Below are 17,839 nucleotides of genomic sequence, written 5' to 3'. Positions count from 1 at the left end.
TACCTTTATCATTTGTTTTTGAAAGTACTATAGTAGCATAAAGGAGTTCCATCACTTACTTTGATATCTACATGAATCCCTTGCGCAAGTAATTTTTTAATTTGTTCAATATCACCGTTTTTTGCAGCATTGTGCATTAAATGTGCATTTTTATGAGAATCTAGCCAATCTGGTTTATATGAAGTAATGGTTATAGCATTCTTATCTAATGGTAATTTAACAGGTAATTTTGCTTCAAAAATATTTGAGTTAAATAATATATCAATAGCTGGCTCAACATTTGCAAGAATTGGGTTAGATAAAAGCTTATTACGGTAAGAATCGCCAATATAGCGTAATTCCAGCACTAAATTAAGTGCTATAAATTCTACAATATCCCTTCCTGATACAGTTTCATCACCAAGATTAACTACGCGCTCTAATTCAGTACTATCTTCTCTAACATAATGATAAGTTTTTGTAGGAAAATTGACATTGTGACAATATATCTATATTAATATATAGAATAATGAATAAAAAGATTTAAAAAATTAGTTGATAGCATTCATTAGTATAGGGGGTACTAAGATGAAAAAAGTTAAAAATTCAGAATTATTAAAAAGAATTTTATTCTGCTTAATATGCATAGCAATTATCGTCTCTATTACTTTTTTATTTGCCTACTTGCACTCAATTTTGCTCAGTAAAGGGCATGAATTAGCTGCACGTTATATCAATGAGGCTATGCCTGTTGTATTATTAGTTACTTTGCTTTTTATGGTGTGGTTCGTATATGATCAAGTGTTCAGTAAAATGAAGGAAATAGAGCTGCCTATTTCGATAGAATTAGCTAATTCAGGTGATAAAAAGATAACATTTGCTGATGTTGTAGTAGATGACTCCTTAAAACAACGATTACGGATGGTTTGCTGCAACCAAATGACAGAAGAAATGCGCAAGATGTTTAAGAGCAAAAGTATCACCTCACTAGGAGGTTATATATTATATGGTCCACCTGGGAATGGCAAAACTCTTATTGCTCGTGCAGTTGCAGGAGAATCGAATATGAACTTCATAAGTATTTCAGGTTCTGAACTTATTGGAGTGTATGTTGGTCATGGTGCACATGCTGTACGCGAACTTTTTAAAACAGCAAAAAGATATTCCCCTTGTATAGTCTTTATAGATGAAATAGATGCAATTGCTCCAAAGCGAAGTGGGGGTTTCATTAACAACTCAGCTTATCATTGTCGAGAGAGTTTAACACAATTATTAACTGCAATAGACGGATTTGAGAGTAGAAAAGGTATAATAGTGATTGGTGCAACTAACCTTATCGACGATATAGATCCAGCACTTATTAGACCTGGACGTTTAGGTCAGAAAGTTTTTATACCTAATCCAGACACAAAGGCGAGGCAAAAAATATTGGAGCTTTATATGCAAGATACAGAGACTGATCAGAAGCTAAATCTTAAAGATGTCGCAAAAAGAACCAAAGAGTATTCGGGAGCTGAGTTGGAGCAATTGGTAAATGAGGCAAAAATTTGCGCAGTTGAACAAGGATGTTCTACAGTTAATATGGAAGATTTTAATCGCACATTTCAAAGGCTAAACCAAGAAAGAGATATGGTGAGATCATTCTCAGACGTACATGTACAAACGGAAGAAATGGTTTCTTATACGGCATTAACGTAAAAATAGAAATCTAAAAAAGTCAAACGAGAAAATAACAAATAAAAGCTGGTGAATTATGAAGAGGCGTATTATCCTGGTGCCAGAAAATACTCTACTCCTACTGCCTAATTTTGAATGTTGATACCATACTTTGCTTCTTCTACAAGATATCATCTTTGATATTAACAGATTATCAAATTACAATTAAGCAATTTTTAAGGATGCAAGCTTTTCTTATAGGGTATTTTCCTTCATCTGTTAAACACTGTTTTGAGCTTGATTTTGAATTTAAATCAGCAAAATTACCTAAGAATGATCTATAATCGCATTTTTAGGGTTATTTGGTATAATTTCCTCTTCTATACCTAATGTACAATAATTACTATACTTTTAATATTTCTTGTTCTTTTACAGATAATAGTTTCTCTATTCTTCCTACGCTGTCATTGGTAATTTTTTGTATCTGATCATTAATATCACGGGCATCATCTTCCGATATCTCTTTGTTTTTTTCCATACTTTTTATTTTGTCAATAATATCACGACGTATATTTCTGACTGCAATTTTGGCATTTTCAGCAAATTCATTCATTAACTTAATAAACTTCTTTCTGCTCTCTTCAGTAAGTTCAGGCAAAGTTACACGTATTACACTACCTTCTATTGTTGGGTTTAGGCCCAAGCTTGAGTTCAATATTGCATTTTTAACAGAACTTATAACACTTGCATCCCAAACATTGATTAATAAAGTCTTATTATCAACTACAGAAACTGATGCAACTTGACTTAATTTTAAATTACCATTGTAAACATCCACAGTAATTCCATCTAAAAATGATGGGTTTACCTTACCTGTACGTATACCCTTAATATCATTTGAGAAGACTTCTATAGTTTTTTCCATCCTCTCTTTAGTAGTATTTTTAATGTTATCCAACATTTCCTAACCTATTAATTTGAAATTTCAGTATAATCTCCATGACCTTTTACAAGATCAGTTATCTTCTCCTTATTTATAGCAAAAACTATTATAGGGATAGAGTTTTCACGTGCCATCGACACTGCAGATGCATCAATAATTTTTAAATCTTGTGATAATAAATCAGTATACGATATTTTTTTATATTTTTTTGCATCTTTATTATATTTTGGATCTGATGAATAAACACCACTTACCTGTGTGCCCTTGAGAATAACATTACAACCTATTTCAACTGCACGAAGTGTAGCAGCTGTATCGGTAGTAAAAAACGGATTTCCAGTTCCTGCTGCACATATTACAATTCTTCCTTTTTCCAAATGACGAATTGCTCTTCTCCTTATATACGTTTCACAAATAGTTACCATCGGTATTGCAGATAACACTCTAGATGGAAGATTGATCTTATCTAAAGAATTTTGCAAAATTAAAGCATTCATTACAGTTGCAAGCATACCAATATAATCATTACTTGCTCTCTCAAAACCGGTTGAAGAAGCTGAGGCGCCTCTAAATATATTACCTCCTCCAACAACTAAACATATTTGTATTCCTAACTTATGAATCTCTTTTATCTCTTTAGATAACTTATTAATAGCATCTACGTCATGACCAGATCCCTTAGAACCCATAAAAGCTTCTCCAGATACCTTTAATAGAATTCTGGAATACTTGATTTCTTTATCTAAAATCATAAAATTAAGGTCATATAATAAACAGCTTATAATCAACCAAGTTGATTGCACAATTCAATTCTGCTTCACTTGATTTAATTAAATCGACAATTTTTACTTTTTCACCTAGAAAAAATTGCTCTAAAAGTACAACTTCTTCATAATATTTAGCAATGCGGCCATTAATTATATTTTCCATAACTTTCTCAGGCTTACCTAATTTTTCTACATCTTCTATAATTTTAAGACGCTCGCTTGCCAGTTCTTCCTGGTCTAAATGACTAACAGATAGTGCTTTTGGTTTCATGCTAGCTATGTGAATAGCCAACTGTTTGCCAAGTGCTTTTAATTTTTCTTTATCACCCTTAGATTCTAGTATCACTAATGCACCAACTTTACCAAAAATAGGTGGGGCATTACCATTAAATGATGCATCTTCACTAGAAGGGATACTGCTATGAACATAGCCAGCAACTACTCCATCTTCTATGTCTAAATAGCAAATTTCACTTAAGTTGATTTTTTCCTTTAGCACCATAACTTCATTCATTATTGTTTCTTCAATACTACTGTTTACATTGTAATTACTTCTTTTAAAGCTATCTAAATCGTTAGAATTATTTCTATGTGCAAGTAAAACAAGCTTTTCAGCTAGAACTTGAAACCTACTACTACGGGCAACAAAGTCACTTTCACAATTTAATGCAATCATTGCGGCAGATTTCTCTTCTATATGAGCTATAATAACCCCTTCTTTAGCTTCTTTATCTACTCTCTTTTGTGCATTAGATAAACCTTTTTCCCTTAAATATTTAATTGCAGATTCAATATCTCCTCCACATTGCTTTAGTGCTTCTTTACAGTCAGATACACCAGCACTAGTTTTATCACGCAAAATTTTTATATCGTTTATATTCATATCACTCATTTTTGTCACTCTCCAAAGCTCTTCGATATCTTTTTTGTGAAGCATCATCTATCTCTTCCCCTGAGTCAAATTTCAGCTTCTTTTTTGGTGGCGTATTACCTATTTCTGTATTTCTTTTTAATTCCCTTTCAAATTTACTATCTTTTATATCGTCAATCTTGACACCAGACTTAGCAAGATCCAGCTCAATACCAGCTAAAATAGCTTGCGATGCAAGCTTACAGAATAATTCTATTGATCCCTTTGCATCGTCATTGCTAGGTATAAGATAATCTATTCCTGTAGGATCAGAATTTGTATCTACCATAGCAATTATTGGTATTCTCAGCTTTTGTGCTTCCTTTATAGCAATGCGTTCCTTATTTGTGTCTATAATAACTAAAATATTAGGCATACCACCCATCTCTCTAACGCCACCGATGAATCTTTCTAGTTTAAATCTTTTTTTATCAAGGTCAGATACTTCCTTCTTAGTTAAGGTAGTATCCTCGTCCTGAATCATCTTCTCATATTCTTGTAACCTCTTAACTGAAGAGGAAATGGTTGACCAATTTGTTAACATACCACCCAGCCAACGATGGTTAACGTAATATTGGCTACAATGAGTTGCAGCTTCTACAACAATAGACGCAGCTTGTAGTTTTGTTCCAACAAATAAAATACGCCACCTCTTTAAGGCAGCATCGTGTAATATTTGAAGGGCCCTTTTTAAAAATGGAACCGTCTTTCGTAAGTCAATTATATGGGTCCCATTATGAATCCCATATATATATGGAGCCATTTTAGGATTCCAGTGACTGGTTTTATGACCAAAGTGCACACCAGCTTCAATTAAATTCTGTAAAGTAAAATCGGGTGAATATACCATAGTTTTCTCCAAATAGTTTTTCCTCCATGACTATACCTAACTTAAGGACTATTTGTTTTGTCATGTGCGAAGTATAAATTTTAAGTATTATCAAAAATATACTCATAAGCAATATATATTGCAATATTTAAATGCATTATGTAATTGTTTAAATATGTTTTGTCTTAATTATTTTTTTAATGTTACTTTAAAAATATCCCTTCTACTTTATAGCGTTCCTTCTCTTAACGATATTAAGGAGAGTCGTCAGAAGGGAAGAAGCAAATGCAAAATATATATATTTTTGTGATAATTCAATATGTAATCCATCTAAGATAAGATAAACGCCAATGGCGAATATAAATAAGATCGCTACTATTTTTAATTCAGGGTAAGAACTTACCAATGAAGTTGTATGACTAGATAGGAAAAACATAACTAGCATAGAAAACATAAATGCAATTGTGATAATTACAATGTTGTGAGTTAATGCTATAGCAGTTAATATTGAGTCTATAGAGAAAACTAGATCTATTAATACAATTTGTAGTACAACTAGTATAAGCTTAGACTTAGGATCAGTATTTCTAACTTTATTACTATCCCCAATAAAGATATCTCTATACAACTCTAAAAAACTTTTAGTTGATAAAAATATACCACCTATTACTAGTACACAATCTTTTATTGATATATCAAACCATAGAAAAGAAAGTATGATTTTATCCATACTAAGTATAGAAGAAATAAAAAATAATGCTACAAGACGCATAAGAAGTGCTAAACTAAGTCCAAAAATACAAATCTTATTACGTAATGCACTAGGTATTCTTTGAACTAAAAGGGAGATAAAAATTAAATTATCTATGCCCAGAACAATTTCTAATGCCGATAGTATAAGTAGGACAAAAATATCATGAAACATTTTATGTAAAATAAATAATGCACTATCTAATGCTTAATAGGCTGATTGTTTTCTTATAAACTAATATGGTTTAAAAATCTTTAAAACTTCAAATTTATTTTGATTATGGTATGAAACTGATTAAAGTCCCTTTCAAGAAAAATTTGCCTAAATAAATCAATAACAACCTAAATCAGTCATTATCAACAAGTAAACTAACACAGTTAAAATTTCAATATAGGATTAATAACCCTGACGTGCTTTAAATCTAGGTTTTAATTTATTTAAAACATAAATCCTTTTCCCTCTACGAACAACCAAGCAATTTCTGTCACGTTTTTTGGCAAATTTTAAAGAACCAAACACTTTCATAATTTACTGCTACATAGTATGTAAGCTATATTAGAACATGATAACATTAAGTCAATTAAAAAATTTATTTTATCTTGATAAAAAGTTAATTAATAAAAGATATTTTATAATAAATATAATATATTATAAGAGGCCGGGACCGGAATTGAACCGGTATGAAAGGATTTGCAGTCCTCCGCATAAACCATTCTGCCACCCAGCCATAGAGTTAGCTTTTATATAAGCCAATTACTTTTTCTAACATAGATAATGCATCTTTTTTGTTTTTTTGAAAAGTGTTGCGTCCTATTATTGAACCATCACCTCCACCTTTGGCAATTTCTCTGACTTCATTATATAAATCACTTGGATCCTTGGCTTCTCCTCCTGAGAAAACTACTATTCTTCTTCCAGCAAAACAAGCCTTTTTAACGTATTTTATCCTTTCTGAAATCATATCAATTGCAGGAGTTTTATCACGTTCTATATAATTGGTTGGCAATTTTACCTTTATAATATTAGCACCAAGCAATGCTGCCATATGTGCTCCATATGCAACAATGTCAAGTGCAGTTTCACCTTCTTTTGAGATATCTCCACCTCTTGGATAAGACCATATTATAACTACTAAACCATATGATTTAGCTTCAGCTATTATTTCACGGGCTTCTTCAATCATATTTAAGTTATTAGAAGAACCAGGATATATAGTAAATCCAATAGCACTGCAACCTAAGCGCAATGCATCTTTTACTGAGGCAGTAATTGCTTGATCATGAGAACTTGATTTAGGATGCAAAGAATTAGAACTGTTCATTTTTAAAATAAGTGGTATAGAACCAGCATAAGACACAGCTCCAGATTCAATCATGCCAAGAGGTGCAGCATATGCACTTAATCCTGCATCGATTGCCAATTTGAAATGATAATGTGGATCATATGCTTCAGGATTGACATCAAAGCTCTTTGTTGGACCGTGCTCAAAACCTTGATCTACAGGCAAAATGACTAATTTACCACTACCACCAAGTTTACCATTCATTAAAATGCGTACTAAGTTTGCTTTAACTCCTGGATTTTCACTTTCGTAGTTATTTAGGATCTCAGTTACTCTGCTATTTAGAGCCATAATGTTTTAAAACTAACAATAACATCAAAACTATAACAATATTTCCTATCTATACAAATAAAATTAGACTTCTGTGTAAAGAGCTCTTAAAGTTGCTTTAAATAAAAACATATCAACTAAAAAAGCATTCATCTTAGCTTTTTTAAAGGTGGTTGAATAACCAAATCGAATGGGGGATAAACATGAATGAAAGAGAAAGATGGCAATACTATACTTCTCTTGCTGTGCTTGATAAACACATTGTTTATACATCAAAGCAAGAAGGGAAATATGAAAATAGTAGTATTACTCTAAAGCCAGGAAATGGCTCTATATATTTTGAGTTACATTTCGATGTAGGTAATGCTACAAAAACTAAGCAAATTTATACCTATAGTTCTGAAGTAAAAAATAATTATTCAAAAAGTTTTACTGATACTGCTATCCTAGTTAGCTGTGAGGAAGATCATAAAAGTTATAATCTTATAAGACAATGTTTTAAAGAAGCATTAGATATAACCTTTCCAAGCAAACAAGAGTTAATTGAATGTTTGCAAGGCTTTGTCTATGATGAACGATGTCAGAAATATTGGCGTTTACCTAGTGATTTAGCAGTAGATAGTGATGAATGTAACCGTCATAATAAGAAATTAAAAAGTAGAATAACTTCACGCGTACCATTATTTAGTCAAAATATTTCCAATGCATCAGTTGACTCAACTGATTTTCCTCTTATAAGGATTAATAATTCTAGCTCATATACGCTGCGGCCAAATTATACTGCTTTTAATCAAGGAGTGTTGGAGTTCAATAGTACTAATGGTATGTCATCTAATGGAAACGAAAATTCTGGAATTTTTTTAGCTTTTTTACCACTTTTCTTTCTAGCAGGGTTATTCATAGTGACTAGATACGTTATCTGTCAGTTAAAAAACAAAGTATATGTAGAAAAAAGTAAGGAGCGAATAGCTTTGCAAGAAGTTGATGTTGAAAATAATTTTAAACCCACAAAAAACAACCTTTAAGATTATGTTGCCTTTTATAATGGATAAATAGATTTGAGTATTAAATACTTAAGTTGAATTTACACTGAATCTATTAAACAGCATGTTTAATTAAATTTTTAATATAATTATTATTAGTCTTTTTTATCTCTTCTACAGTGCCGCAGAACAGAATTTTTCCATGGTATAGTACTGCTATTTTATTTGCAATTCTAAATGCACTATGAATATCATGTGTAATTGTAATTATTGTTGAATTTAGTTCATTAGATAACTTAATTATTATGTCACTAATTAAATCTGTTACTATCGGATCAAGTCCAGACGTCGGTTCATCAAGGATTATCATTTGTGGACTATGAGCTATTGCTCTTGCAAGTGCTACCCTTTTTTTCATGCCACCTGAGAGCTCTAAAGGAAACATATCAGCTGTATCTCGGCTTAACCTTACCATATTTAACTTATCTATTGCCAGCTTCTTTGCCTCTTTTTCACTTACATTTAAACGTTTTTTAAAATTGAACGATATATTTTCCCACACAGTTATGCTATCAAATAGGGCACTATTTTGAAACAAAACTCCAAAATTCAGTACTTTATTATTGCCTGGAATATTTATTTTAATTGTTCCTAGATCAGGGCTCATAAGGCCAATGATGATCTTAGTAAGAACAGACTTTCCGCTTCCTGACTCACCAATGATAACTAGGGATTCTCCTCTTGACACTTGTAAATTAATCCCATCGAGTATTTTTCTACCATTAAAGGACAAATGCAAATCTGAAATTGATATTATATTGCTCATGAATAGGTTAAAGTGATAATATAGTTTAATAATATTATAAAAATTGAAGACAATACGACAGCTGAAGTTGTTGCAACTCCGACACCACGTGCACCTTCTTTGCAAGAATAACCATAATAGCAGCTTACAAGTGATATAACTGCTCCAAAAACAAAAGATTTTATAAGTCCAAGTGTTAAATCGCACATATTTAAGGATTTGATGGCATGTTTTATGTATATATCTGGGCTGTAATGCAATTCAAAAACTGCCACTAAATATCCTCCATATATTCCTATCAAATTAGCACAGGTTATAAGTATAGGTAGAGTAATGACCAATGCTATAATTCGTGGAGCGATAAGATATTTAAAAGGATTAACACCAAGCGTTATAAGTGCATCTATTTGCTCACTTATACGCATAGTACCAATTTCTGCTGCTATTGCTGCTCCTACTTTTCCTGCAATTATTAGCCCTATTAAAACCGGTCCTAACTCTCTTGTAATTGATGTAACGACTATATATGGTATTATGGAATCAGGGTTAATAATTGGTGGATTTAATCCACTTTGCAGTACTATTATTGCACCAATAAAAATTGAAGCTAGGCCAACAATTGGTAGAGAAAAATATCCTACTTCCATGATTTGTTTTAAAAGAGTATGAAAGTAGTAAGGTGGCAAAAAACACTGATAGATAGATTTAATAAAAAAAATAAACATCCTGCCAATGGATGACAGAAAATTAATTGAGTATTTACCACTACCTATAAATATACCCATAGTGTAAAATAGCATCACACTTTACCCCAGCAACACAAGTTATATATTACAGAATAAATTAGCAGCTACATAGTAAAAAAGGGTTAATACAAAAAATTTATCTTAAAATTTTTTAATTGATATATTCCATTTTATGATTTTTTTGGATTGGAATAGTTCCAATCCAATACATTCTTATTTTTGCGTTTAACTCTCTACTTTATTACATAATTATACAATTCTTATTATCTTTTTCTACTTTTGTAGTATCAAAGGAAGTACTAGGGCTATCTTTGGAATCAGACATTTGAGCTCTTTTAGCGGGGCTGCCAGAATTCTGAATGTACTTATCCATCAACGGCTTTAAATTTTTAGATAAGTTTTTCACGCAATTTTCAATTGATTTATTTGAGTGGTGCTTTAGTGCTAATTTTTTATATACTTCCCTTATCTCACCTTCAGTAGCATTTCTATCTACACCTAGCACTTCATAGTAATTGATGAACATAATATCTCTATATATTTAAATGGTTTATATTATAACATTATTTTATTAAAAAATAAAGCTATTTTCTTAATTTATCTAATATCTTTTTAACTAAACTATCAGCGTTGATGTTAAAATGTTCATATAGTTTCTTATATGGAGCAGAGCAGCCAAAGCTTTCCATACCAACAAAAATTCCATCTTGACCTATATATTTATGCCACCCCAGGCTGCTTCCTGCTTCAACTGCAGCTTTAATGTTATTATTATTTAAAATTTCTAACTTGTATTTATTGCTTTGCTGATCAAAAAGTTGCCAGCACGGCATGGATACAACTCTTACTCCAATTCCTTTTTGCTGGAGTTTATTCTTTGTTTCTATGGCAATTTCAACCTCTGAACCTGTAGCAAATATGGTGACATCTAAGCTATCTTTATACTCAGATAGAATATACCCACCAAATTCACAGAGATTTTCCTTTTGATATGGTCTGCCCATGTAGTTTAAATTTTGCCTCGATAACACAAAAAGGGAAGGTGAGTCTTTAGAGCTTAAAGCAATATCCAAACATTCTAAAGTCTCAAGTGCATCAGCTGGCCTAAACACAAGAAGATTTGGAATTGCCCTCAGTGATGCAAGGTGCTCAACTGGTTGATGCGTTGGCCCATCTTCACCAAGGCCAATGGAGTCATGCGTCATTACATATATCACCTGCTGCTTCATCAAAGCTGACAGACGAATTGCAGGACGGCAGTAATCAGAAAATACTAAAAACGTTCCTCCATATGGCAATATCCCACCATGAAGTGCCATGCCATTCATACATGCTGCCATCGCGTGCTCTCGTACTCCAAAATGAATATATGAACCATTAAAATTGTTTCGACTTATAATTTGCATATGCGGGTATTTTGTACAGTTTGAATCACTCAAATCAGCAGAACCACCTATAAGCTCTGGCATGATTTTTGTCAATTCCTCCATAACCCTACCAAATGAGCGCCTAGTTGCTTCACTTGGCTTTAAGTTAAAGATCTGTTTTTTTAAATTTTCCAATACCTCTTTTACATTAGGAGGCTTCTCTATAATTCTTTTAAGTTCTGCATTGGAATTAAGCTTTTCATTATATTTTTCGTAACCAGATCTAGCTCTTTCTACTGTCTTCCTCCACATATTTAACATGTCTTGTGGAATAATAAATGGCTCATGCTTCCAATTTAAATCCTGACGCATTTTAAGCACTGCACTTTCTTTAAATGGACCACTATGAGCACAAGATTTACCAGCATATTCTGCAGCAAATTTACCAATAGTAGTTTTGCAGCGAATAAGAGAGGGCCTATCGGAGTTATGTGCATTTTTGATGGCGCTTGAAATTTGAGCATAATTGTGGCCATCAATGCTTTCCACATTCCATCCGTATGAGAGAAAACGAGCAGTGATATCATCTGATAATGCTAAATCTACACTACCATCTATCGATATATTATTATCGTCAAAAATGGCAATAAGCTTATTTAACTTCAAATGACCAGCAAGTGATGCAGCTTCAGAACTTACCCCTTCCATCAAGCAGCCATCACCTAGCATAACGTAAGTGTGATGATTAACCAAATCTGGACCAAAACGTTCTCTTAAAACAGCTTCAGCTATTGCCATCCCAACTGAGCAAGCAAAACCTTGTCCTAGTGGACCTGTGGTTACTTCTACCCCTGGCGTTAATCCATACTCTGGATGACCCGGAGTTTTAGAACCAAGCTGTCTAAAGTTTTTTATTTCATCAATTCCTATATAACCAGTTAAGTATAAAATCGAATACAGTAGCATTGAGCCGTGACCGTTTGATAAGATAAATCTATCTCTATTAAACCAATTTGGATCACTTGGGTTGTGGCGTAAAAATTCTGAAAACAAAACAGTTGCAACATCTGCCATCCCAAGCGGCATTCCTGGATGCCCTGATGCAGCTTTCTGTACCGCATCAATTGATAAAAACCTTATGGCCTTTGCCATATTAAAATAATCATTTATCATTTTTTAGTATCGTATTGAAATTAATAAATCTTAGAAAAGATGCATAAATCTTGCAAGTAAAGGATTTTTCTCTGCGATAACTGCTACTCTTTACGCACACAATATTTCTGATATTATAATTTAAGTTTTTTATCAAAGATCAGATGACAGATTATGATTTAATTGTTATAGGCAGTGGACCTGGTGGCTATGTAGCAGCAATAAAAGCAGCACAGCTTGGCCTTAAAACTGCTTTAGTTGAAAAAGAGGAAAACTTAGGCGGTGTATGTTTAAACTGGGGATGCATTCCAACAAAGTCATTACTGAAAACTTCTGAGCTGTATCATTCAATAAAAAAAGCGAAAGATTTCGGCATAGAAGTTAAAGATATAAGTTTTAACATAGAAAATGTAGTAAAGCGTTCTAGAGATGTTGTGGCTAAATTAGCAAGTGGTATTAGTTATTTAATGAATAAATATAGTATCACTGTTCATAAAGGGTTTGGTAGGATAGCTAATAAAAATACAGTAGACATCACAAGTGGTAAGGAAAAAGTTAGCATATCTGCAAAACACATTATTTTGGCAACTGGAGCAAGAGCGCGCAGCCTTCCTGGTATGGAAGCAGATAATAACCTAATATGGAATGCGAAAAGCGCTATGGTGCCAAAAGTATTACCTAAATCTCTACTTATAATAGGCTCTGGAGCAATTGGTATAGAATTTGCAAGTTTCTATAACACAATGGGCAGCAAAGTTATTATTGTAGAAGCGCAAGATCGCATTTTGCCGCTTGAGGATCAAGATATTTCTAAGTTAGCACAAGATATATTTGTTAAACAGAAAATGGAGATATATACAAACAGTACTGCTAAAATTTTAAATAAAAAAAATGACTCTGTAGAACTAAGTATAATCGATAATAAAGGTAAGTCGATTCAAGTAGAAGTAGATAGGGTTCTTTTGGCTGTTGGAGTGCAACCTAACACTGAAGATATTGGTCTTGAGAACACTAAAATCGTAAAAGATAACTTAGGTTTTATAAAAACAAATCAGTGGTATGAAACAGCGGAACCAGGAATTTACGCTATTGGTGATGTCGTTGGCAACCCATGCCTAGCGCACAAGGCAAGCCATGAAGGAGTAATATGTGCAGAGAAAATTGCAGGAAAAAATGCTATTTGTTTAAAAAAAGAAAATATACCTAGTTGCATATATTCTTATCCACAAATAGCAAGTGTTGGGCTCACCGAAAAGCAGGCGATAGAAAATGGATATGAGATAAAAGTGGGTAAATTTCTTTCCAATTGTAATGGCAAATCCATTGTAATAGGTGAAGATGAGGGAATGGTAAAAACTATTATTGATAAAAAAACAGGAGAATTACTTGGTGCTCACATGATTGGAGCAGAGGTTACCGAGATGATCAGCACTTACGTTGTCAGCAGACAACTTGAAGCAGTGGATCTTGATATAAAATCATCAATATTTCCTCATCCAACTCTCTCTGAAATGATACATGAGTCGGTGCTATGTGCAGATGATGAGTCATTAAGTAGCTAAAAAATTATTTATCTAGTCTAATGACTCGCTAAGTCTTTTTAAAGAACCAAGTTTCTGTATGAGTTGGGAAATTCCCTACTTTATGTAACATTGTCCGGAAACTACTTCTGGCTGAGATGCAGCTAATGCTGTACTTGGACTTTGATAAACATTTTTTAATTCACTTAAAAACACATCTGCTTTTTCGTTTAAAGCTAATAATGCATTATCAAAATTTAATTCATTTAGATTTGAATATGATGATATCTCTTGTATTATTTCATTAGGTAATCTTTCATATTCATCTCTTGTTTTATCAGTTATTTTACTATCAACTAGTACTGCTTTGGTTATTTTAATATCATCTTTTTGTTCTAACAATAGCTTAATTGCCTTTTTATTATCTGTATGAAATTTTAAAAATTTTATGGTGATATGCTCAACAAAATCTAACATATGCTCAGGTACAAAAGACAACTGCTCATCAGAGCTATATTTTTCTTTAATTGTTTTGAACTCTTCAATTAACTTTTGTCCTTCTGCTTCATTGTTTATGTAACTAGCAATAGTTTTTGCACCTTCTTTTTTTGTGTTTGCTTCTATTAATTTACCTAAGTGCGGCATTGCTTTTATTTGTTTAAATGCTGTAAAGCATTTTTTAAGTTTAGATGAATTGTTTATTATATGTTTAGTATCATCATGTAAAATTGCGCCATAAATTAAAAGCAATACTACAATCTCTGTACGATCTCTTTCAGCAGCCTGGCGTAAAGGTGTCTTCCCCTTATTATCTTTAGCATTAACATTTACTCCATTCTCTAAAAGCAACCATACAATCTCTATATAACCACGGTAGGCAGCGCCGTGTAAAGGTATCTCACCAAGAAAATCTCGGATCTTAATACTTGCTCCATACTTTAGAAGCAATCGTACAATCTTTGTATGACCGTTGTTTACAGCCTTATGTAAAGGTGTCTCACCATAACAATTTTCAACATCAACATTTACTCCATGCTTTAAAAGCAACTCTGCAACCCCTGTATGACCATTCATGGCAGCCTCATGCAAAGGTGTAGGTACCTGATGATTATTAATTTTAGCCTCAGCATCTGCTCTCTCATCTAAAAGCCACTGTGCGATCTCTGTACGACCATATTCGGCAGCATAGTGTAAAGGTGTCTTACTATAATAACTTGCCTCAATATTTGCTTCCTTATCTAAAAGCAACTTTGCAATCTCTGTATGACCATATATGACAGCACTGTGTAAAGGTGTCTCATCATAATAACTTTTATAATTAACATCTGCTCCTTCTTTTAGTGAAGAACGTACTTTTTCTATATCGCCTTTCTCTGCTTCATAAGCTAATTGTTTTTCAAGTGACATAAATTCCCCCAAATTTATGATAATAATTAATATATTAATATATAATGCTATACTTGTCAATTTATAGATTGATATTTTACTTTTTTATAAAAATAGTTATTATATTTCTGCTATAAGAAAGTTGTTGTCTTAGTGTCCCATATTTCAATTATGTCATCGCTAAAGTTGAATGACTCAACTTTTTTTAGGGCATAACATTGACTTATATCTACAATGTTTAAATTTCCTATTGCAGGTAGCGCTTCATTGCCAAGAATTTTGCCCGCTCTGCAGCAAATTATTCTGTCAGCCAGCTTTTGCTTAAGCAATTCTGTAAATAGAATGCCTCCACCTTCTACTAATAGTCTGGTGATACCAAACTTTGTTGTTAGTTCTTGCATTACCTCCTTTAGAGAAGTTTTGTAATTATCAGCTATAAGATAATCAATATGTTTTATTCTTTCCTTTGGTTCACGGTCTGTAATTACTACAGTCTTTATTTTACTAGCTGTTTTTGCAATCTGATGCTCTGGTTTTAATCTTGCTTTGCCATCTATTATGATCCTCATTGGCGATTGCTCTTCAAGTCCAGGTAGGCGGCAATCTAGCATAGGATCATCAATTTCTAAAGTATTACCACCTATCATAACGGCATCGTGCTCAGCCCTAACCTTATGGACCCATTTTCTAGTAAGAGAACTAGTTATCCACTTACTTTCACCTGCAGAAGTGGCAATTTTGCCATCAAAGGACATTGCCATCTTTAATGTTATAAAAGGCCTGAATAGTTTTTTGCTGTAAAAAAATCCAGCATTTAATTCTTCTGCTTCTTTTTTCATCACATCGCATTTTACTTCGATTCCTGCCTTTAATAAGGCTTCAATCCCTTTACCTGATACACGACTATCTGGATCGCATGTGGCAACTACAACTTTTTTTATGCCGGAAGCAATTATAGCTGCAGTGCAGGGTGCTGTATTTCCATGATGGCAACATGGTTCAAGAGTAATATACATAGTGGAGTTATGTGCTAGATTTCCAGCACGTTCTAAGGCGATAACTTCTGCGTGAGGGCGCCCACCAGCTTGAGTCCAGCCTCTACTTATGATAACATCATCTTGAACAATAACGCAGCCAACTGTAGGATTGGGTGAGACGTTTCCTAACCCTCGCTTTGCCAGTCTTAAAGCAATTGACATGAAATGATCATCATCGTACATAAAAAATTTAAAAAGACGTCATTTCATACGAAGTATCAAATATTCTTCTATGCTCCTGAATAGCGAACCTGTCAGTCATGCCAGCAATGTAATCACAAACTATAATAGAACGCTGTTTTTCACCTACGCTAGATGCAATTTTGCTCCATTCTGTAGGTAATATATTTGGTTCATTGTGAAAAATATTGAAAAGATCGCAAATTATTCGCTTTGCTTTGCTGGTTACTCTATTAATTTTATAATGCCTATACACCTTTGCATTTAAAAATTCTTTAAGCTTTTTATTACTTTCAGTAAGCTCTGGGGAAAAATGCACTAAAGGCCTTTTTAGCTTCCTTATATCTTCAGAAGTCTCAATATTATAAACTTGAATGTTTTTTTCAACCTGCTTGACAATATCTTGAATCATGAAATTTATCATTCTCCTTAGAAATTCATATATTATTTTATTTTGTGGTAAATTTGGATATTCGTTCAATACTTCCTTAAATAACTCACCAAATAAAGGAAGAGTTGATAAATCATCAACAGTAAAAAACTTCGCCCTAAGCCCATCATCTAGATCATGTGCATTGTAAGCTATATCATCAGAAATTGCAGCAACTTGGGCTTCAGCGCTTGAGAATTCCGCAAATTTTAAATCATATTTTTCCTTCTTTTTTTCATATTCAGGTATTGTTTGTACCAAATGATTAGTAATTAGAGATTTTTTATTCTCAGGTAAAGGACCATTATGTTTGGCGATGCCTTCTAAAATTTCCCAAGTAGGGTTAATGCCGTTGAAACGAATATATCGCTGCTCAAGATACGTTAAAATTCTTAAAGATTGTATATTATGATCAAAACCAATAAAGTTCTTTGTTGCTTGATTTAAAGCATCTTCCCCTGCATGACCAAAAGGTGCGTGTCCTAAATCATGAGCTAAAGATATCGCTTCAGCAATATCTTCATTCAAACGCAATCTTTTGCATATAGAACGTGCAACTTGTGCTACTTCTAAACTGTGAGTTAATCTTGTACGATAATAATCTCCTGTGTAATTAATAAATACTTGTGTTTTATATTCTAACTTGCGAAATGCACCAGAGTGAATAATGCGGTCTCTATCGCGTTGAAAACAGCTGCGATATTTATCATCTTCTTCATCAAAAAATCTTCCTTTTGTTTGATCAAATGCACAAGCAAAGCTTGATAAAATATTTTTATTTGACAT

18 protein-coding genes and 1 tRNA gene are annotated in these 17,839 nt (G+C 32.9%); 3 read left to right on the top strand and 16 right to left on the bottom strand.

Annotated elements, in window-relative coordinates:
- Positions 1–8 precede the first annotated feature (8 nt).
- The gene (locus AACL09_RS02875; protein ID WP_339048820.1) at positions 9–347 is read right to left on the bottom strand and encodes a hypothetical protein; all 339 of its coding nucleotides are present in this window, start codon (positions 345–347) and stop codon (positions 9–11) included.
- 220 nt (positions 348–567) lie between these two features.
- Between AACL09_RS02875 and AACL09_RS02870 the strand changes: the two genes are divergently transcribed.
- Positions 568–1,677: an ATP-binding protein gene (locus AACL09_RS02870; protein WP_339048818.1), complete on the top strand. Its 1,110-nt coding sequence runs from the start codon at positions 568–570 to the stop codon at positions 1,675–1,677.
- A gap of 361 nt (positions 1,678–2,038) precedes the next feature.
- Here AACL09_RS02870 and frr read toward each other — a convergent pair whose 3' ends face one another.
- The 8 genes from frr to AACL09_RS02830 form a co-directional block, all read right to left on the bottom strand.
- Positions 2,039–2,596 (bottom strand): ribosome recycling factor, encoded by a 558-nt coding sequence (frr, locus tag AACL09_RS02865; RefSeq protein ID WP_339048816.1) that lies wholly within the window; start codon positions 2,594–2,596, stop codon positions 2,039–2,041.
- An 11-nt stretch (positions 2,597–2,607) separates the two neighbouring features.
- Positions 2,608–3,330 carry a UMP kinase gene (pyrH, locus tag AACL09_RS02860; protein WP_339048814.1) on the bottom strand — a complete coding sequence of 241 codons (723 nt, stop codon included), beginning with the start codon at positions 3,328–3,330 and terminating at the stop codon, positions 2,608–2,610.
- Between the two features lie 10 nt (positions 3,331–3,340).
- On the bottom strand, positions 3,341–4,285 hold the full coding sequence (gene tsf, locus AACL09_RS02855) for a translation elongation factor Ts (protein ID WP_339048812.1): 945 nt from the start codon (positions 4,283–4,285) through the stop codon (positions 3,341–3,343).
- Positions 4,230–5,105: a 30S ribosomal protein S2 gene (rpsB, locus tag AACL09_RS02850; RefSeq protein ID WP_339048810.1), complete on the bottom strand. Its 876-nt coding sequence runs from the start codon at positions 5,103–5,105 to the stop codon at positions 4,230–4,232. The genes tsf and rpsB overlap by 56 nt, the downstream gene beginning before the upstream one ends.
- A gap of 202 nt (positions 5,106–5,307) precedes the next feature.
- Entirely contained in the window at positions 5,308–6,009 is a 702-nt protein-coding gene (locus tag AACL09_RS02845; protein ID WP_339048808.1) for a TerC family protein, read from the bottom strand.
- A 222-nt stretch (positions 6,010–6,231) separates the two neighbouring features.
- Positions 6,232–6,360, bottom strand: coding sequence for a ribosomal protein bL36 (locus AACL09_RS02840; RefSeq protein ID WP_339048806.1), 129 nt, complete (start codon positions 6,358–6,360; stop codon positions 6,232–6,234).
- A gap of 130 nt (positions 6,361–6,490) precedes the next feature.
- A tRNA-Cys gene (locus tag AACL09_RS02835) sits at positions 6,491–6,562 on the bottom strand.
- A 6-nt stretch (positions 6,563–6,568) separates the two neighbouring features.
- Positions 6,569–7,468 (bottom strand): class I fructose-bisphosphate aldolase, encoded by a 900-nt coding sequence (locus tag AACL09_RS02830; RefSeq protein WP_339048804.1) that lies wholly within the window; start codon positions 7,466–7,468, stop codon positions 6,569–6,571.
- 182 nt (positions 7,469–7,650) lie between these two features.
- On the opposite strand from AACL09_RS02830, the gene AACL09_RS02825 reads away from it, so the two are divergent.
- Positions 7,651–8,472 carry a hypothetical protein gene (locus AACL09_RS02825; protein WP_339048802.1) on the top strand — a complete coding sequence of 274 codons (822 nt, stop codon included), beginning with the start codon at positions 7,651–7,653 and terminating at the stop codon, positions 8,470–8,472.
- Between the two features lie 73 nt (positions 8,473–8,545).
- Here the strand turns inward: AACL09_RS02825 and AACL09_RS02820 are convergent, their stop codons facing one another.
- The 4 genes from AACL09_RS02820 to tkt form a co-directional block, all read right to left on the bottom strand.
- Positions 8,546–9,256: an ABC transporter ATP-binding protein gene (locus AACL09_RS02820; protein WP_339048800.1), complete on the bottom strand. Its 711-nt coding sequence runs from the start codon at positions 9,254–9,256 to the stop codon at positions 8,546–8,548.
- Positions 9,253–10,035, bottom strand: a complete 783-nt coding sequence (locus AACL09_RS02815; protein ID WP_339048798.1) for an ABC transporter permease — start codon at positions 10,033–10,035, stop codon at positions 9,253–9,255. Before AACL09_RS02815 ends, AACL09_RS02820 begins: the two co-directional genes overlap by 4 nt.
- Positions 10,036–10,222: 187 nt before the next feature.
- The gene (locus AACL09_RS02810) at positions 10,223–10,507 is read right to left on the bottom strand and encodes a DnaJ domain-containing protein (protein WP_339048796.1); all 285 of its coding nucleotides are present in this window, start codon (positions 10,505–10,507) and stop codon (positions 10,223–10,225) included.
- Positions 10,508–10,565: 58 nt separating this feature from the next.
- Positions 10,566–12,521 (bottom strand): transketolase, encoded by a 1,956-nt coding sequence (gene tkt, locus AACL09_RS02805; protein WP_339048794.1) that lies wholly within the window; start codon positions 12,519–12,521, stop codon positions 10,566–10,568.
- A 143-nt stretch (positions 12,522–12,664) separates the two neighbouring features.
- On the opposite strand from tkt, the gene lpdA reads away from it, so the two are divergent.
- A complete protein-coding gene (lpdA, locus tag AACL09_RS02800; protein ID WP_339048792.1) occupies positions 12,665–14,062 on the top strand; it encodes a dihydrolipoyl dehydrogenase in 1,398 nt (465 codons plus the stop codon).
- Between the two features lie 75 nt (positions 14,063–14,137).
- Here lpdA and AACL09_RS02795 read toward each other — a convergent pair whose 3' ends face one another.
- The 3 genes from AACL09_RS02795 to AACL09_RS02785 all read right to left on the bottom strand — a co-directional run bounded on the left by AACL09_RS02795 (position 14,138) and on the right by AACL09_RS02785 (position 17,839).
- The gene (locus AACL09_RS02795; protein ID WP_339048791.1) at positions 14,138–15,427 is read right to left on the bottom strand and encodes an ankyrin repeat domain-containing protein; all 1,290 of its coding nucleotides are present in this window, start codon (positions 15,425–15,427) and stop codon (positions 14,138–14,140) included.
- A gap of 110 nt (positions 15,428–15,537) precedes the next feature.
- Complete coding sequence (ribD, locus tag AACL09_RS02790; protein ID WP_339048790.1) at positions 15,538–16,626, bottom strand: bifunctional diaminohydroxyphosphoribosylaminopyrimidine deaminase/5-amino-6-(5-phosphoribosylamino)uracil reductase RibD; 1,089 nt, start codon at positions 16,624–16,626, stop codon at positions 15,538–15,540.
- Between the two features lie 7 nt (positions 16,627–16,633).
- Positions 16,634–17,839 carry a deoxyguanosinetriphosphate triphosphohydrolase gene (locus AACL09_RS02785; RefSeq protein WP_339048789.1) on the bottom strand — a complete coding sequence of 402 codons (1,206 nt, stop codon included), beginning with the start codon at positions 17,837–17,839 and terminating at the stop codon, positions 16,634–16,636.

The sequence above is a fragment of the Candidatus Mesenet endosymbiont of Phosphuga atrata genome (assembly GCF_964020175.1).
Classification (GTDB): domain Bacteria; phylum Pseudomonadota; class Alphaproteobacteria; order Rickettsiales; family Anaplasmataceae; genus Mesenet.
This window is presented reverse-complemented; position numbering and strand designations above follow the sequence as displayed.

Excerpts from the sequence above, each read along its gene's own strand:
- AACL09_RS02845 (WP_339048808.1), bottom strand. The coding sequence starts at position 6,009 with ATGTTTCATGATATTTTTGTCCTACTTATACTATCGGCATTAGAAATT.
- ribD (WP_339048790.1), bottom strand. The coding sequence starts at position 16,626 with ATGTACGATGATGATCATTTCATGTCAATTGCTTTAAGACTGGCAAAG.
- AACL09_RS02820 (WP_339048800.1), bottom strand. The coding sequence starts at position 9,256 with ATGAGCAATATAATATCAATTTCAGATTTGCATTTGTCCTTTAATGGT.
- AACL09_RS02870 (WP_339048818.1), top strand. The coding sequence starts at position 568 with ATGAAAAAAGTTAAAAATTCAGAATTATTAAAAAGAATTTTATTCTGC.
- AACL09_RS02795 (WP_339048791.1), bottom strand. The coding sequence starts at position 15,427 with ATGTCACTTGAAAAACAATTAGCTTATGAAGCAGAGAAAGGCGATATA.
- frr (WP_339048816.1), bottom strand. The coding sequence starts at position 2,596 with ATGTTGGATAACATTAAAAATACTACTAAAGAGAGGATGGAAAAAACT.
- rpsB (WP_339048810.1), bottom strand. The coding sequence starts at position 5,105 with ATGGTATATTCACCCGATTTTACTTTACAGAATTTAATTGAAGCTGGT.
- AACL09_RS02785 (WP_339048789.1), bottom strand. The coding sequence starts at position 17,839 with ATGTCAAATAAAAATATTTTATCAAGCTTTGCTTGTGCATTTGATCAA.
- tkt (WP_339048794.1), bottom strand. The coding sequence starts at position 12,521 with ATGATAAATGATTATTTTAATATGGCAAAGGCCATAAGGTTTTTATCA.
- AACL09_RS02830 (WP_339048804.1), bottom strand. The coding sequence starts at position 7,468 with ATGGCTCTAAATAGCAGAGTAACTGAGATCCTAAATAACTACGAAAGT.
- tsf (WP_339048812.1), bottom strand. The coding sequence starts at position 4,285 with ATGATGCTTCACAAAAAAGATATCGAAGAGCTTTGGAGAGTGACAAAA.
- lpdA (WP_339048792.1), top strand. The coding sequence starts at position 12,665 with ATGACAGATTATGATTTAATTGTTATAGGCAGTGGACCTGGTGGCTAT.
- AACL09_RS02815 (WP_339048798.1), bottom strand. The coding sequence starts at position 10,035 with ATGCTATTTTACACTATGGGTATATTTATAGGTAGTGGTAAATACTCA.
- AACL09_RS02840 (WP_339048806.1), bottom strand. The coding sequence starts at position 6,360 with ATGAAAGTGTTTGGTTCTTTAAAATTTGCCAAAAAACGTGACAGAAAT.
- AACL09_RS02810 (WP_339048796.1), bottom strand. The coding sequence starts at position 10,507 with ATGTTCATCAATTACTATGAAGTGCTAGGTGTAGATAGAAATGCTACT.
- pyrH (WP_339048814.1), bottom strand. The coding sequence starts at position 3,330 with ATGATTTTAGATAAAGAAATCAAGTATTCCAGAATTCTATTAAAGGTA.
- AACL09_RS02825 (WP_339048802.1), top strand. The coding sequence starts at position 7,651 with ATGAATGAAAGAGAAAGATGGCAATACTATACTTCTCTTGCTGTGCTT.